Source organism: Billgrantia tianxiuensis, from assembly GCF_009834345.1.
Taxonomy (GTDB): Bacteria; Pseudomonadota; Gammaproteobacteria; order Pseudomonadales; family Halomonadaceae; genus Halomonas; species Halomonas tianxiuensis.
The window spans coordinates 1730457-1745528 of the sequence record NZ_CP035042.1 but is presented as its reverse complement, the minus strand read 5'-3'; the positions used below and the strand labels follow the sequence as shown (position 1 = coordinate 1745528).

Sequence of the window (15072 nt, the reverse complement as noted above, 5' to 3'; positions counted from 1 at the left end):
GTCGGAGTCCGGCGCTTTTGCCCCGGCTCACGAGACTCAGCATCGTCTTTACATTTCAGTTACGCTTGGAGAATCTTGCAGGGCATTAGGAGGATCTTGCAGTGCGGGAGTGAGTGCGCGACACGGCACAGGAAGAAAAAGCTATGCAAAAGCTGTACAATCAAAGCCACGAAGTAGATAGGATATTGCGAATTTGTTGTCACATTGGCAGGCGCCAACATGAGTAGCCTGTTAAGGAAAGGAAGACTCTGCTTCCTAGAACGCCAAAGGAGTTGGCATCCGTCGCGACCCGAAAACCACGACAAGAGCCCCCATGAACACATCGCGCCGTTTCCTTCTTGCTCCGGCCTGGCGGCTGGCACCGCTGGCCGGTCGGATCTGCCTGGTTGCCTCCCTTGCTCTTGCCACCCTTGCCTTGGCCACCAGCCCACCCGTGGCGGCCCAGGAGCGCACCGCCGTGATCGGCGCCCGTGCCGATGTCCGGCCCTGGTCCGACCCGCTGGAGGCGCTCGGCACCCTGCGCGCCGACGAAAGCGTGACACTCTCGGCCACGGTGACCGAAATCATCGCCGAGTTGAACTTTCGCGACGGTGAAGCCGTGGAGGCCGGCCAACTGCTGATCCGCCTGGAGGACAGCGAGGAACGCGCCCAGCTGCGTGCCGCCCAGGCGCAGCGCGACGAACGCCGTAGCGCCGTGGATCGCCTCTCCCAGCTGCAAAGCCGCAACATGGCGCCACGCGCCGACGTGGAAGACAGCCAGGCCCGCCTGCGCCAGGTGGAAGCGGAAATCCAGGGGCTGGAGGCGCGGCTGACCAACTACCGCCTGCGCGCGCCCTTCGATGGCGTGGTGGGGTTTCGCAACATCAGCGTGGGCAGCCTGGTCACGCCGGGCACCGAGCTGGTCACGCTGGACAAGCTCGACGTAATGAAGCTCGATTTCAGCGTGCCGGAAGTCTATCTGGCGATCCTTTCCCCCGGGCTGAAACTGTCGGCACGCAGCGTGGCCTTTCCCGAAGAGGTCTTCGAAGGGGAAGTGGCCAGCATCGGCTCCCGCGTCGACCCGGTGAGCCGCAGCATCACGGTGCGCGCCGAGATCGACAATCCCGAGCTGCGCCTGCGGCCGGGCATGTTGATGGAAGTCGTGTTGCAGCGCAGCCCGCGGCAGGCCGTGGTGGTGCCTGAATCGGCGCTGATCCCCAGCGGCGACCGCCAGTACGTGCTGGTGATCGACGAAGCCGACGAGAACCGCCTGGAGCGCCGCGAGGTGCGTGTCGGCGAGCGGCGCACCGGCCAGGCCGAGATCATCGATGGGCTCGAGCCCAACGAACTGGTGGTCTCCCATGGCGTACAGCGCGCCCGTGAAGGCGACCGCGTACGGCTGCTGGGCATCGCCAGCGAGGAGAATTCCATTCGCGAGATTCTCGAGGCGCACCGCGAAGAGGGTGAAGCCTGATGCGCCTGTCCGACGTTTCCGTCCAGCGGCCGGTGCTGGCGACGGTACTGGCACTGCTGATCGTGGCCTTCGGCCTGCTCTCGCTACAGCGACTGTCGCTGCAGGAGTATCCCTCCATCGACCCACCGGTGGTCAGCATCGATACCCGTTACCCCGGCGCCGCCGCCAGCGTGGTCGAATCGCGCATCACCCAGGTGCTGGAAGATCGCATTGCCGGGATCGAGGGGATCGAGGTGGTGACCTCCTCGAGCGAGGACGGCCGCTCGCGGATCGATATCGAGTTCAATCTCGCCATGGATATCGACGCGGCGGCCAACGACGTGCGCGACCGCATCTCCGGCGCCCAGCGCAACCTGCCCGACGACGCCGATCCGCCCGAAGTGCAGAAGGCCGATTCCAGCGAGGAAGTCGTGGTGTGGCTGAGCCTCTCCGGCGAGGGCTATTCGATGCCGGAGCTGACCGACTATGCAAACCGCTACCTGGTCGATCGTCTCTCCGTGCAGCCCGGCGTGGCCCGGGTACGCGTGGGCGGCGGACGCGACTATGCCATGCGCGTATGGATCGACCGCAACGCCCTGGCGGCACGCAACCTCACCGTCGGCGACGTGGAGAATGCACTGCGCGCGGAGAACGTCGAGCTGCCCGCCGGCTCGCTGGAGTCCCGCGAGCGCCAGTTCATCGTGCGCCTGCCGCGCGCCTTCGCTGCGGCGGCGGACTTCCAGCGCCTGGCCATCGGCCAGGGCAGCGACGGCTACCTGATCCGCCTGGGCGACGTTGCCCGGGTCGAGGTCGGCTCGGTGGACGATCGCTCGATCTTCCGCGCCAACGGCGTGCCCATGGTGGGGCTCGGCCTGATGATGCAGTCCACCGCCAACGTGCTGGAGCTGTCCCAGGGGGTCCAGGCGGAGATGGAGCGGCTGCAGGCGACCCTGCCCGAGGGCATGGAGCTGAGCCTCAACTTCGATGCCTCGGTGTTCGTCGCCGGCGCCATCGAGCAGGTGGTGATCACGCTGTTCATCGCCATGGGCCTGGTGGTGGTGGTGATCTTCATGTTCCTCGGCAACGTGCGCACCACGCTGGTGCCCGCGGTCACCGTCCCCATCGCCATCATCGGCTCGTTCATCGCGCTGGCCGTGATGGGCTTCTCGATCAACCTGCTCACGCTGCTGGCCCTGGTCCTGGCGATTGGCTTGATCGTCGACGACGCCATCGTGGTGCTCGAGAACATCAACCGGCGCATGCACGACTATGGCGAGACCCCGCTGGTGGCGGCGTTTCGCGGCACCCGCCAGATCGCCTTTGCCGTCATCGCCACCACCCTGGTGCTGATCGCGGTATTCGTGCCGTTGAGTTTCCTGCAGGGCAACGTGGGCCGCCTGTTCTCCGAGTTCGCCCTGACCATGGCGGCGGCGGTCGCCATCTCCAGCCTATTGGCACTCACCCTCACGCCCATGATGGCGTCGAAGATCCTAAAGCCCAGCATGGGCGACAGCGCTGCGGCGCGCGCCGTCCAGTGGCTGCTTGAACTGTCGCAGCGCATCTACCGCACGCTGCTGGAGGCGGTGCTCAAGGCTCGCCTGGCGGTGCTGGCCGTCTTCATCGGGCTGATCGCCGCGACCGCCTGGATGGCCGACCGGCTGCCCAACGAATACACCCCGCAGGAGGATCGCGGCAACTTCATCATCCTGGTCAGCGGCCCCGAGGGCGCCACCTTCGACTACATGATGGACTACATGGACGAGATCGAGCTGCGCCTGCAGCCACTGGTGGACTCGGGCGAGCTGGACCGGGTGGTGATCCGCGCCCCACGGGGGTTCGGCAACATCGAGAACTTCAACGGCGGCTTCGCCATCATCAACATGGCCGACTGGGGCACACGCCGCAGCGCCTGGGAGATCATGGATGACGTGCGCGGACGCCTGGCTGACCTGCCCGGCGTGCAGGCCAGCCCAGTGATGCGCCAGGGCTTCGGCCAGCGCATTCGCAAGCCCGTGCAGTTCGTGCTCGGCGGCGGCACCTACGAGCAGTTGGCCGAATGGCGCGACCTGATGCTCGATCACATTCGCGAGCACAACCCGCGCCTGGCGGGCCTGGAAAGCGATTACCGCGAAACCCAGCCGCAGCTGCGCGTGGACATCGACTACGAGCGCGCGGCCTCCCTTGGCGTCACCGTCACCGAGATCGGACGTACGCTCGAGGTGCTGCTGGGCGGGCGCAACGTGACCCGCTACGTGGACGACGGCGAGGAGTACGACGTCATCGTCGAAGGCGACCGGGCCCGGCAGAACAGCCCGCGCGCACTGGACAACATTCAGGTGCGTTCGGCCCGTTCGGGCGAGCTGATCCCGCTGGCCAGCCTGGTGACGCTGACCGATTTCGCCGGCGCCAGTACGCTCAACCGCTTCAACCGAATCCGCTCCATCACCATCGAGGCCAACCTGGTGGACGGTTATCCACTCGGCGAAGCCCTCGAATACCTGGAGCAAACGGCCGCCGACATCCTTCCGCCTGAAGCCCAGACCAACGTGGCCGGCCCCTCGCGGGACTACCGCGAAGCCAGCGGTGCCACCACCTTCCTGCTAGTGCTGGGCGCGCTGGTGGTGTTCCTGGTGCTGGCGGCGCAGTTCGAGAGCTTCGTGCATCCGTTCGTGATCATGCTCACCGTGCCCCTGGCCATGAGCGGCGCCCTGCTCGGCCTGCTGCTCACCGGCCAGTCGCTCAACATCTATAGCCAGGTGGGCCTGGTCATGCTGATCGGACTGGCGGCCAAGAACGGCATTCTGATCGTGGAGTTCGCCAACCAGCTACGCGACCAGGGCCTGGCCTTCCGCGACGCCCTGCTCGAGGCTTCGGTGACCCGCCTGCGCCCCATCCTGATGACGGCGGTCACCACCATGGCCGGCTCCATCCCGCTGATCGTCTCCACCGGCGCGGGTTCCGAGGCGCGCATGGTGATCGGCACCGTGATCATGGCCGGGGTTGCCGCCGCCACGTTCTTCACGCTGTTCGTGGTGCCGGTGGCCTACGACCTCCTGGCCCGCCGCACCGGCTCGCCCGGCGAGGTGAGGCGTCGCCTGGAAACGGAGATGGCCGAGGCGCCCGCCGATCACTACTGAGTGCGGCGTGGGCGCCCCTTATCCCCCCACAACGACACAGGCCACCCTTGGGTGGCCTGTGTCGTTGTGGGGGAAGCTATCAGCAGTCGCCGAGCCGCTCACCCTCGATGGTGGTTTCCAGTTGCATCTGGCCCATCGGCGATTCGGTATCGATGCTCACGTTGCCTTCGACACTTTCACCCAGGAAGGCCATGCGACCGTCGATATTGGCCTCGCCACCCTCGGCGTGGCAGACCATGCGATAGTCGATGCCATCGGCGGAGACATTGTGCTCCAGCAGCTCGCAGCCCTCCTCCACTTCGAGGAACTGGAAGTCGGCATCGTCGAGGTCGCCCTGCACGATGCACTCCTGATGGCTTTCCGTCTGATCGGGAATCGGCACGTCACCCCTGACCGAGGTGGTGCTGGTGAACTGCCACTGGCCAGGCACGATGTTGGGCGTTTCGGCCAGGGCCGACAGCGGAAGCGCCAGCACGGCAGCGGCAAGCAAGGGTCGGAAAGGCATGCAGTTCTCCGTTTTTTTGGATAGATATGGCAGGAAGGGGCACTCCTTTCCCGCGACACGATTCGTTCAGCTTACCTCAGCAGCGGCGTCGAACGCGACACGAGCCCCACGGAATCAGGAGAGAATGGTATCCGTTTCGTCCAGCCCCAGCTCTTCCATGGCCAACGGGCGCCCGAACAGGTAGCCCTGGAACGCCTGGCAGCCATGCTCCAACAGCCAGCGGTGCTGTGCTTCCGTCTCGACTCCCTCTGCCGTGACCTCCAACCCAAGACTGTTCGCCAGCGTGATGGTGGTGGTGACGATGGCGGCATCGACCGGATCATCGAGCACGCCATCGACGAACGACTTGTCGATCTTGAGCTCATCCAACGGCAGTCGCTTCAGGTAGTTGAGCGAAGAATAGCCGGTGCCGAAGTCGTCCAGGGCGAAGCGGATGCCGAGTTTGCTCAGGCGCAGCATGATGTTGCGCACCCGCTCGGGTTCCTCCATCAACAGGCTCTCGGTCACTTCCAGCACCAACCGCCCCGGATTGGCACCGGTCTCTTCCAGGGCCTGCTGCACGCGTGCGACGAAATCGGGCTGATGGAACTGGACCGAACTGACGTTGACCGAGATCGTCAACGCCTCCTTGCCGTGCTCCTGGGCCCATTTCGCCAACTGGCGACAAGCGGTCTCGAGCACCCAGTAGCCGATCGGCAGTATGAGCCGGTTCTTCTCGGCCAGGGGAATGAAAAGGCCGGGCGGCACCAGCCCGCGCTGGGGATGCTGCCAGCGTACCAGCGCCTCGACGCCGGTCACCCTCGCGCGGCTGTCCACCTGCACCTGATAGTGCAAGCGCAGCTCGTCACGCGCCAATGCCTGGTGGAGATCGGCCTCGAGATGCACCCGCTCCATCACATCGGCCTGCATGCCGGCATTGAAGAAGCGCACGGTATTGCCGCCAGCGGCCTTGGCCTGCTGCAGGGCGATGTCCGCCTGGCGCATGGCGCTGTCGACGTTGGCCTGGCCGTTAGCGAACAGGGTGATGCCGATACTCGCGGAAATGGGCAAGGTAGGCACCAGGTCGCCGTCCGTCTGGGCCTGGACGATCTGCCCCAATAGCTTGTCGGCCACACGCTCGGCGGCGTGGGCAGCCTGTTCCACGTCCAGCCCGAGGTCATGGATCAGCAGCATGAACTCGTCGGCTCCCAGCCGCGCCAGGGTGTCGCTCTCGCGCACCACTTCCTGGAGCCTCTGCGCCACCTGGCGCAGGAAGCGGTCGCCACGCTGCAGCCCCTGGGTCTCGTTGACCACCTTGAAGTCGTCCAGGTCGATGGACAGCAGGGCGGCGTAGCGCTCGCTGCGACGACTGACCTTGACCACCATTTCCAAGCGATCGAGCAACAGGCGGCGATTGGGCAGCCCCGTCAACGAATCGTAGAAGGTCAACCGATGCTTGCTTTCCTGGATATCACGGTATTCGGTAACGTCAGTGGAAATGCCGCATAGGGCTCGAATCGAGCCATCCGGATCACGCAGCGGCAGCTTGATCGACAGGAAGGTGAAGACATTCCCCTCCCTGCCCTGTACATACCCCTCCTCGACCACGACCTTCTCACCCTGCTCGAAAACCCGCCGGTCGTTGAAGTGCAGGTCCGCCGCCGTACCGGCATCGAAGATGTCCCGGTCGCTCTTGCCCAAGATCGATTCGGCAGGCAGACCCAAGAGATCGCAGGCCCTGCGGTTGACGTATTGGTAACGGAAGTCGCGCGCCTTGACGTAGACACAGGCGTCGATACTGTCGAGGATGGAGGTCAGTTCCATGTTTTGGGCCCGCAGCCGGTCGACTTCACCGGCCCGCCGGCGACGGTAGGTCAATCCCGCCATGGCCAGCACCGGCACCACGACCAATGCCGCCATACCCCAGCCCAGGGCTGGCGTAAGGGCTCCGCCTTCTGCGGTGGCGAACGCGCTCGCCGGCAGGCTCGCCCATAACCCGGCAAACGCGGATCGGCGAGCCTTGGCCAGCCAGTCAGAATTGGACATCCCGTCACCTGTCGAAAGGATACGCTGAGTTATAGCAGATATTTCTAAAATAGCCGATCGCAAGCGATCCACACTTGGTCTCATCTACTAGCGGCGCCGCCCCTTCACTCCCATGGCAGCCGACTCTCCATAATCACTCTTATGGCGAAAAAGCAAAAGGAAAGAATTCGCCTCAAGGTGGCGGCTTTTTGGAGTTTGGAGCGTCGTACGGCCATTTTACGCCAGAGTGAATCGATTCATCTCACCCACTCGCAGCATTCGCTCATCAAGACTTGCCCGAACGGGGTTAGCCCGCATCAAGGCTTGAATGCGACCGAAACTGCCAGCCGCACTATGCCTGAAAGGGTCGAACTCAATGAAATAGCATGGCGACGAAACGAAGGAGCCCGGCCTTGCGGCCGGGCCGAACCCTCGCTTCCTTGCATCCTATTCGGTCATCCTGACCGAACCTCCCTGGAATATGAGTCATCCTGACTCGGCTATCCTTGCAGGAGCATCCTTGCTCTTGAGATCAGCATGGCACCCTTTCGGCAAAACACCGTTAACCTGAGATAAGCTTCCTTGTAGGAAATAACTGACAAGCCATGTAGGAAATATTCCTACACCGAGAGGAGATCCTGTGCCACTGCGCCAGGCATCCAGCCAGCCTTCCCTAGACGGGTCACGAGGCGCTCAGCGCTCTTTCCTTGCCTCGGTGCTGTGGCGGAGCGGCACCGAAGCAATGCTTGCAGTCGGTCGGCCTAAAGCAAGGTGGGACTAAAAGAGCAAGGTGGGAACAAACAGAGACCCCAACCAGCGGCCGGGTCAGGTGCGATGAGACGCGATATTTTGGCGAACCCGCAAGAGAACGCGTGACCTAGCATCTCTCGCATCGGGCATTACCGTCTCGAGTCGATCGAAACGACAAGGGCTGACGTGCAGCGGGCCACCCCGCCACGGAGCGAACCGCCCCTACTACGAGAAAAGCCCGACCACTGGGGCCGGGCTTTGATCGACGCTTCTTTCCACCCATCCTTGGATAACCAACCTTGGGCTCCTGCCCAAGCATCCCTGGGTATGAGCGCTCCGTCGCTCGGCCTTCCGTGCAGGGCCATCCATAGCCCGATATAGGCACCATGGCACAGAGAGACGGTTTTTGATTTAACCCAGGATAAGAGCCGTGTAAGAGATTCACTACAAAATTTGTAGGAAAAAGCTTACGTAGCGATGCGGAGACCGACACCAGGCGCGCGAAGCTTTGCAGACGAATTCTTCCCTGGGACGGGCTGTGCCGACCAAACAGGGCTAAGCAAGGCTAAGGAGCGCAACGGCACAAGCAAGGACGTGCAGCGATGGCAAACCCGGCGCGCCAGTCAGGCCACTAATTGGCTGCATGATAGGCAGGATGAGGAGTAACGAAAAAACCAGCCGTAAGCGACTGGTTTTTCAGAATCTGTGGCGGAGGGGGAGGGATTCGAACCCTCGATGCCTTTCGACATACACACTTTCCAGGCGTGCTCCTTCGACCACTCGGACACCCCTCCACATTGTGGTCCTCACGCCTTTTGGCTGCGCCATGTGCGTCAGAACGGCGCAAAGTCTAACGGCTTAAGTGCGCGTTTGCAAGCCGGTTTTTCGCCTTGGCCGCATTCAGCCAGCGGGCAGCACAGCGTAGTCTCCGTGGGCTTCCAGGCATGGGGTGTCGCCACACCAGAGCTGCTGCACCAGGCTGATCCGGCCACGCCCACGGCTCGCCAAGCGCTCGACCAAGGTGGCAGGCCCCTGCTCACTCTGCGCGGAGCAGGTCAGGCGGTAATCGCCGGTGACGGGCGCCAGGAAGCGCTGACTGGCCTCGGCCACGACGACATCGCGAGCGTAGCCACGCTCGCGCAGCCACAGGGTGACCCAGCACCAGCCCAGCAGGGTGGTCTGGGCGGTCAACGCCCCGCCGAAACCGGTGCCCTTGTCGTTGAGGTTGGGCTCGAGGGCAAGCTCCCACACCAGGCTCTCCCCTTCCCAGCGCATCTCGCGAATGCCCAGGTGCTCGACCATGGGGATGGCCTCGGCCAGCCAAGTGTGAAACGCCTGCGGCTCGTCGCGCTGGCCGGGTTCGGGCAGCGGCAGACGCGGGTGGGGGACGCCGACTTCTCGCATGGCATTCAGGTCCAGCGTTCGACGAAGTCGCTGATACGATGCTCGGCGATGGGCTTGTGGCGTCCGCCGAGCTGCCCCAGGTAGATGAAGGCGATCAGTTCGTCCTCTTCCTCCAGCCCGAGCCCCTTGCGTACCGTGGGGTCGAAGGCGAACTTGCCGCTGCGCCACATGGCGCCTAGCCCTTGGGCATGAGCGGCCAGCATGATGCCGTGGGCGGCGCAGCCGGCGGAGATCACCTGCTCGATCTTGGGTACCTTGGGCACGTCGGGGGTGACCTTGGCGATCACCGCGATGATCATGGGAGCGCGCAGCGGCTTCTTGCGCGCCGCATCCAGGGCAGCATCCTCGATGCTCGGGTTCTCGCGGTATTCGGCCTCGGCGAACAGCTCGCCCAGCCGTTCGCGCCCTTCACCGGTGAACTCGATGAAGCGCCAGGGTCGCAGCTCCTTGTGGTCTGGCGCGCGCAGCGCGGCGCGATAGATCGCTTCCATCTGCTCGGGACCGGGGGCCGGCCCCATCAACTTGCCCATCGAACTGCGTTGATGCAACAGGGTGAGTGCGTCCATACAGTTTCCTAGTCATCGAGAAAGATCGATCAAACTCTACCAGTTGCCCCGTTTACTGTCGTGCCAGGCCTATTGGCTCGACGGGCCTACTGCCTCGCCAAGCGAAGGGGCTCAGGTGGGCGCTCGCCGGGGGTAGCGCGCCAGGGGCTAATGTCGAGCCCGCCGCGACGCACGTAGCGCGCCAGCACCAGTAGCCGCTCGGGTTTCGCCCTGGCCATCAGGTCGGTGAAGATGTGCTCGACGCAGTGCTCGTGGAAGTCCTGATGCTGGCGATAACCGATCAGATAGCGCAGCAGGCCCTCGCGGTCGAGTTTGGGACCACGATAGCGAATCAGCACGCTGCCCCAGTCGGGCTGGCCGGTGACCGGGCAGTTGGACTTGAGCAGGTGCGAGTAGAGCGTCTCCTCGACGATCTCCTCGCCGGCCTCGAGGTGCTCGGCGCTGGGCGTGTAGTCGTCGATCTCAATGTCGAGTTCGTCCAGGCACTCGCCTGGCAGCCGACATACCGCAAGCACCGCGTCATCGACGTCGAACAGCTCGACGGCCACCGGAGTGCCGGCCGCCTGCGCCAGATCGCGCTCGAGAGTCTCGATCACCTGCTCACGGTTGTCGAAGCGGGTCTGGTTGAAGCTGTTTAGATAGAGCTTCCAGGACTTCGACTCGATCAGGTTGGGCGACTCGGCTGGCAGGCGGAAGCGCGCCACGGCGACCAGCGGCTTGCCACGGCCGTTGAGCCAGCTGACCTCGAAGGCGTGCCACTCGTCCTCGCCGACGAAGGGCAACCTGCCCTCCTCGATACCCAGCGGCGCGCGGTTGGCGGCGCGGGGAATGGGATAGAGCAGCCCGGCATCGTAGTGTTCCGGGTAGGCGGACTCGCGTCCCAGCGGGGCGTGTTCAAGCGTTTCAGGGCGATTGTGATTCATGATTCAGCTTCTAATACCCTTGCCCTGCTCCAACATCCACAACGCGATGGCGAAGAGCACGACGATGAAAGCGACGATGGCGGCCAGCGCCCAGCCTACCGGGATATCGGAGACACCAAGGAAACCGTGGCGGAACACGTTGACCATGTAAAGTATTGGATTGAGCAGCGATGCATTCTGCCAGAAAGTCGGCAGCAGCGAGATCGAGTAGAACACCCCGCCCAGGTAGGTCAGCGGCGTAAGCACGAAGGTCGGCACGATGGAGACGTCATCGAACTTGTTGGCCAGCAGCGCGTTGATGAAGCCGCCGATGGAGAACAGCGCCGCAGTGAGCACCACCACACCAAGGGTCAGCAGCGGATGCGCCACGCTGATGCGGGTGAAGAACAGCGACACGAGGGTGACGATCGCCCCCACGCCCAGGCCACGGGCCATGCCCCGAGCACGAAGCCGGCAAGAATCACCCAGTTGGGCATCGGCGAGACCATCATCTCTTCCACGCTGCGCTGGAACTTGTTGGAGAAGAAGCTCGAGGCCACGTTGGAGTAGCTGTTGGTGATCACCGCCATCATGATCAGCCCCGGGACGATGAAGTCCATATAGCTGAAGCCGTCCATCTCGCCGATACGCGAGCCGATCAAGCTGCCGAAGATGATGAAGTACATCGCCATGGTGATCGACGGCGGCAGCAGGGTCTGCGGCCAGATCCGCGTGAAGCGCTTGATCTCCTTGACGACCAGTGTCCAGAGGGCGATAGCGATCTGCGCGGCGTTCATTTGCCTACCTCCGCCCGCTCGACCTTGGGACGTTCGTCGTTGCCCTGCTCCACCATTGACACGAACATCTCCTCCAGCCGGTTGGCGCGGTTGCGCATCGAGACCACCTCGATGCCCTGCTCGCCCAGAGCAGTGAATACGTCGTTCAGGCGCTGGCCGCGGTGCACCACCACGGCGAGCTGGGCCGACTCCACCTTGTGCACCTCGAAGCCCTCGACCTGCGGGGCCTGTTCCACGGGACGGGCCAGATCGAGCAGGAAGGTCTCGGTGTCGAGTTCGGCGAGCAGGCCGCGCACGCTGGTGTTCCGCACGATCTCGCCGTGGTTGATGATCGCCACGTTGCGACAGAGGCTCTCGGCCTCCTCGAGATAGTGGGTGGTGAGGATGATGGTGGTGCCCTCCTCGCGATTGATGCGGCGCATGTACTCCCACATGCTGCGGCGCAGTTCGATGTCGACGCCGGCGGTGGGCTCGTCGAGGATCAGCAGCTTGGGCCGGTGCATCAGCGCCCGGGCGATCATCAGCCGGCGCTTCATGCCACCGGAGAGCATGCGCGCGCTGCCGTTGCGCTTGTCCCACAGGCCAAGATCCTTGAGCAGCTGCTCGGCTCGCGGCAGCGCTTCGCGACGCGGCATGCCGTAGTAGCCCGCCTGGGCCAGCACGATGTCGAGCACCTTCTCGAACTGGTTGAAGTTGAACTCCTGGGGCACCACGCCCAGGTGGTACTTGGCGCGGGCGAAGTCGCGATCGATGTCGATGCCGAAGATCGAAACCTGGCCGGCGGTTTTCTGCACCAGCGAGCACACCACCCCCAGGGTGGTGGACTTGCCGGCCCCATTGGGCCCCAGCAGGGCGAAGAAATCCCCCTGTTCGACGTCGAGATCGATGCCCTTCAGGGCATGGAAGCCGTTGCCGTAGACCTTGGTCAGGCCACGGATCGACAGCGCCGGTTCGGCCATGAGACATCCTTGCGTTGGGATGGAAAGCGAGTTCAGAACATTAGGGCGCGAAGGGATTTTTCAAGCCTGGTACAGGAAAAACGCCATTGTCCTCGCCCATGGGCAAGGTCATCGAAAATTTTGTGAGGGGGAGCCTTGGCATTGCTAAGGCTGGAGATGTTGGAGCGGGAAAGGAGATTCGACGGTCCGGCGCCCCGGCTCCCGGGCCGAGCTTTGGCTATACCGAGGTTGAAATGAAAATTGGAGCGGGAAAGGAGATTCGAACTCCCGACCCTCGCCTTGGCAAGGCGATGCTCTACCACTGAGCTATTCCCGCTTGATCGGTATCGGCCATGCCTGCTCGACAAGTATAACCGAAAGGTGGCGTCCCATAGGGGGTTCGAACCCCTGTTCCCGCCGTGAAAGGGCGGTGTCCTAGGCCACTAGACGAATGGGACGCAGCAGCCAGACAGTGCGCTGGAGCGGGAAAGGAGATTCGAACTCCCGACCCTCGCCTTGGCAAGGCGATGCTCTACCACTGAGCTATTCCCGCATGCACGACAGTCTATGCTATCAGCAATGCAACCGCTATCGCGGGTGCAACCGGAAGATGGCGTCCCATAGGGGTTCGAACCCCTGTTCCCGCCGTGAAAGGGCGGTGTCCTGGACCACTAGACGAATGGGACGCAGCTGGAGCTGAAGTTGGAGCGGGAAGGTGATTCGACCGGACTGGCGCACCAGCTCCCGACCCTTCACCGAACCTGCTCATTCTGCCGAAGCAGAATTTGGAGCGGGAAAGGAGATTCGAACTCCCGACCCTCGCCTTGGCAAGGCGATGCTCTACCACTGAGCTATTCCCGCACTTCGGTCCTGCACTCCGGTACCCGGTTGAAAACGAGCGTGAAACGAGTGGCGTCCCATAGGGGGTTCGAACCCCTGTTCCCGCCGTGAAAGGGCGGTGTCCTGGACCACTAGACGAATGGGACGCAGCCGTCTCGCTCTCGCCTCAACGAGGTGGCGCGAATGTTACTCAAGCCCCTGGAGGCTGTCAACTGCCAGCCTGGGGTTGGCTGAAGGGAGGGAAAGCAGCCAAGCTTTCTGTGTCAGATGACAACGTCGCACAGCAGGAGAGAGGCCATGCGCAAGAAGATCGAGAAGAGCGATGCCGAGTGGCGTGCCCAGCTCACCCCGGAGCAGTATCGTGTAACGCGGCAACAGGGCACCGAACCGCCCTTCAGCGGCGATTATCAGGTCACCGACGAGCACGGCATCTACCACTGCGTCTGCTGCAATGCTCCCTTGTTCGAGAACGAGCACAAGTTCGAGGCCCACTGCGGTTGGCCGAGCTTCGACCGCCCGCTGGGCCAGGCCGCCGTCGAGGAGCGCTTCGACGACTCCCACGGCATGCGCCGCACCGAAGTGGTGTGCGCCCACTGCGATGCCCACCTGGGCCACGTCTTTCCCGACGGCCCGCCCCAGACCACCGGCCTGCGCTACTGCATCAACTCGGTAGCCATCTCGTTCCACCCCGGCGAATAGCGCTGCTCTGCCCTGCCGAGGCCGCCCTTCTGATATGATGGGCGGCTTCGTAAGGTTTGCAGGAGTGGCACATGCTCGGCTGGTATCCGGGACACATGAACAAGGCGCGCCGACAGATTCAGGAGGCGCTGCCGGAAATCGACGTGGCGATCGAGGTGCTCGACGCCCGCCTGCCCTACTCCAGCGCCAACCCCATGCTGGCCGGCCTGACCCGCCACAAGCCGGTGCTCAAGATTCTCTCGCGGGCCGACCTGGCCGATCCGGAGCGTACTCGTGAATGGGTCGCCTACTTCGATTCGCTACCCGATACCCGGGCGCTTGCCGTAACCACCACCAACGCCCGCGAACTCAAGCGCATTCCCAAGCTGTGCCACGAGCTGGCCGGGCAGGTGCGCGCCGACCGCGACGTGCGGGTGATGGTCATGGGCATTCCCAACGTGGGCAAGTCGACCCTGATCAACGGCCTGGCCGGCAAGGCCATCGCCAAGACCGGCAACGAGCCGGCGGTGACCAAGCGTCAGCAGAAGGTGCGCATTGCCGGGCGGGTAGCGCTGATCGACACCCCTGGGGTGCTGTGGCCGAAAATCGAGGATCAGGCCAGCGCCTACCGCCTGGCGGCGACCGGCGCCATTCGCGACACCGCCATCGATTACGTCGACGTGGCCGTGGTCACTGCCGCCGAGCTGGCCCGACGCTACCCCGAGGCGCTCAAGGCCCGCTACAAGCTGGCCGACCTGCCGCCCTACGCCGCCAACCCGAGGCGGAGCGGGTCGAGGCCGACGGCCCCCGCGCATCGACCTGCTCGCCGTGGCCGGCTTCGACGGCCATGCGATACTCACCGAGATCGCCAGCCGCCGCGGTGGGCTGCGTGCCGGCGGCGAGGTCGACCTGCATCGCGGCGCCGAGGTGCTGCTGCACGAACTGCGCGACGGCAAGCTGGGCCGCCTGACGCTGGAAACCCCGGCCGACATCCCCGCTCCCACGGAAGAGGCAGATAGCCCCGCCGAAGCAGCGAACAACGATGGCGGCGGCGCTCATAACTCCGCATAATCACTGAGTTCCGGCAGCCTGGCTGACCGGAACCACCGGACACCACAG

9 protein-coding genes, 7 tRNA genes and 2 pseudogenes are annotated in these 15072 nt (G+C 63.9%); 4 read left to right on the top strand and 14 right to left on the bottom strand.

The genetic code is table 11. The features are described from left to right. The first annotated feature begins 313 nt into the window (after nt 1–313). Both EKK97_RS08110 and EKK97_RS08105 read left to right on the top strand, forming a co-directional pair. On the top strand, nt 314–1453 hold the full coding sequence (locus EKK97_RS08110; RefSeq protein WP_159550967.1) for an efflux RND transporter periplasmic adaptor subunit: 1140 nt from the start codon (nt 314–316) through the stop codon (nt 1451–1453). Then, nucleotides 1453–4569 carry an efflux RND transporter permease subunit gene (locus EKK97_RS08105; RefSeq protein ID WP_159550965.1) on the top strand — a complete coding sequence of 1039 codons (3117 nt, stop codon included), beginning with the start codon at nt 1453–1455 and terminating at the stop codon, nt 4567–4569. Before EKK97_RS08110 ends, EKK97_RS08105 begins: the two co-directional genes overlap by 1 nt. A gap of 79 nt (nt 4570–4648) precedes the next feature. Here EKK97_RS08105 and EKK97_RS08100 read toward each other — a convergent pair whose 3' ends face one another. From EKK97_RS08100 to EKK97_RS08035, 14 genes and pseudogenes are all read right to left on the bottom strand, one after another. Beyond that, entirely contained in the window at nt 4649–5074 is a 426-nt protein-coding gene (locus EKK97_RS08100; protein WP_159550963.1) for a DUF3617 domain-containing protein, read from the bottom strand. Between the two features lie 114 nt (nt 5075–5188). Further along, complete coding sequence (locus tag EKK97_RS08095; RefSeq protein ID WP_159550961.1) at nt 5189–7099, bottom strand: putative bifunctional diguanylate cyclase/phosphodiesterase; 1911 nt, start codon at nt 7097–7099, stop codon at nt 5189–5191. Between the two features lie 1435 nt (nt 7100–8534). After that, nucleotides 8535–8622 (bottom strand) — tRNA-Ser (locus EKK97_RS08090). 106 nt (nt 8623–8728) lie between these two features. Next, the gene (locus EKK97_RS08085; RefSeq protein WP_159550959.1) at nt 8729–9232 is read right to left on the bottom strand and encodes a YiiD C-terminal domain-containing protein; all 504 of its coding nucleotides are present in this window, start codon (nt 9230–9232) and stop codon (nt 8729–8731) included. 5 nt (nt 9233–9237) lie between these two features. Beyond that, complete coding sequence (locus EKK97_RS08080; RefSeq protein ID WP_159550957.1) at nt 9238–9798, bottom strand: nitroreductase family protein; 561 nt, start codon at nt 9796–9798, stop codon at nt 9238–9240. A gap of 86 nt (nt 9799–9884) precedes the next feature. Continuing rightward, complete coding sequence (gene queF, locus EKK97_RS08075; protein ID WP_159550955.1) at nt 9885–10721, bottom strand: NADPH-dependent 7-cyano-7-deazaguanine reductase QueF; 837 nt, start codon at nt 10719–10721, stop codon at nt 9885–9887. A 3-nt stretch (nt 10722–10724) separates the two neighbouring features. Continuing rightward, nucleotides 10725–11497 (bottom strand): annotated as a pseudogene (locus tag EKK97_RS08070) (ABC transporter permease). Further along, entirely contained in the window at nt 11494–12456 is a 963-nt protein-coding gene (locus EKK97_RS08065) for an ABC transporter ATP-binding protein (RefSeq protein ID WP_159550953.1), read from the bottom strand. Before EKK97_RS08065 ends, EKK97_RS08070 begins: the two are co-directional and overlap by 4 nt. Nucleotides 12457–12697: 241 nt before the next feature. After that, nucleotides 12698–12772 (bottom strand) — tRNA-Gly (locus EKK97_RS08060). 45 nt (nt 12773–12817) lie between these two features. After that, nucleotides 12818–12893, bottom strand: a tRNA-Glu gene (locus tag EKK97_RS08055). A 20-nt stretch (nt 12894–12913) separates the two neighbouring features. Continuing rightward, nucleotides 12914–12988: transfer RNA gene (locus EKK97_RS08050), tRNA-Gly, on the bottom strand. 58 nt (nt 12989–13046) lie between these two features. Then, nucleotides 13047–13121: transfer RNA gene (locus EKK97_RS08045), tRNA-Glu, on the bottom strand. A gap of 100 nt (nt 13122–13221) precedes the next feature. After that, nucleotides 13222–13296 (bottom strand) — tRNA-Gly (locus EKK97_RS08040). A 49-nt stretch (nt 13297–13345) separates the two neighbouring features. Next, nucleotides 13346–13421: transfer RNA gene (locus tag EKK97_RS08035), tRNA-Glu, on the bottom strand. Between the two features lie 151 nt (nt 13422–13572). Here EKK97_RS08035 and msrB point away from each other — a divergent pair. Next, nucleotides 13573–13974, top strand: coding sequence for a peptide-methionine (R)-S-oxide reductase MsrB (msrB, locus tag EKK97_RS08030; protein ID WP_159550951.1), 402 nt, complete (start codon nt 13573–13575; stop codon nt 13972–13974). A gap of 71 nt (nt 13975–14045) precedes the next feature. Next, nucleotides 14046–15024, top strand: a pseudogene (gene ylqF / locus EKK97_RS08025) (ribosome biogenesis GTPase YlqF). Nucleotides 15025–15072 lie beyond the last annotated feature (48 nt).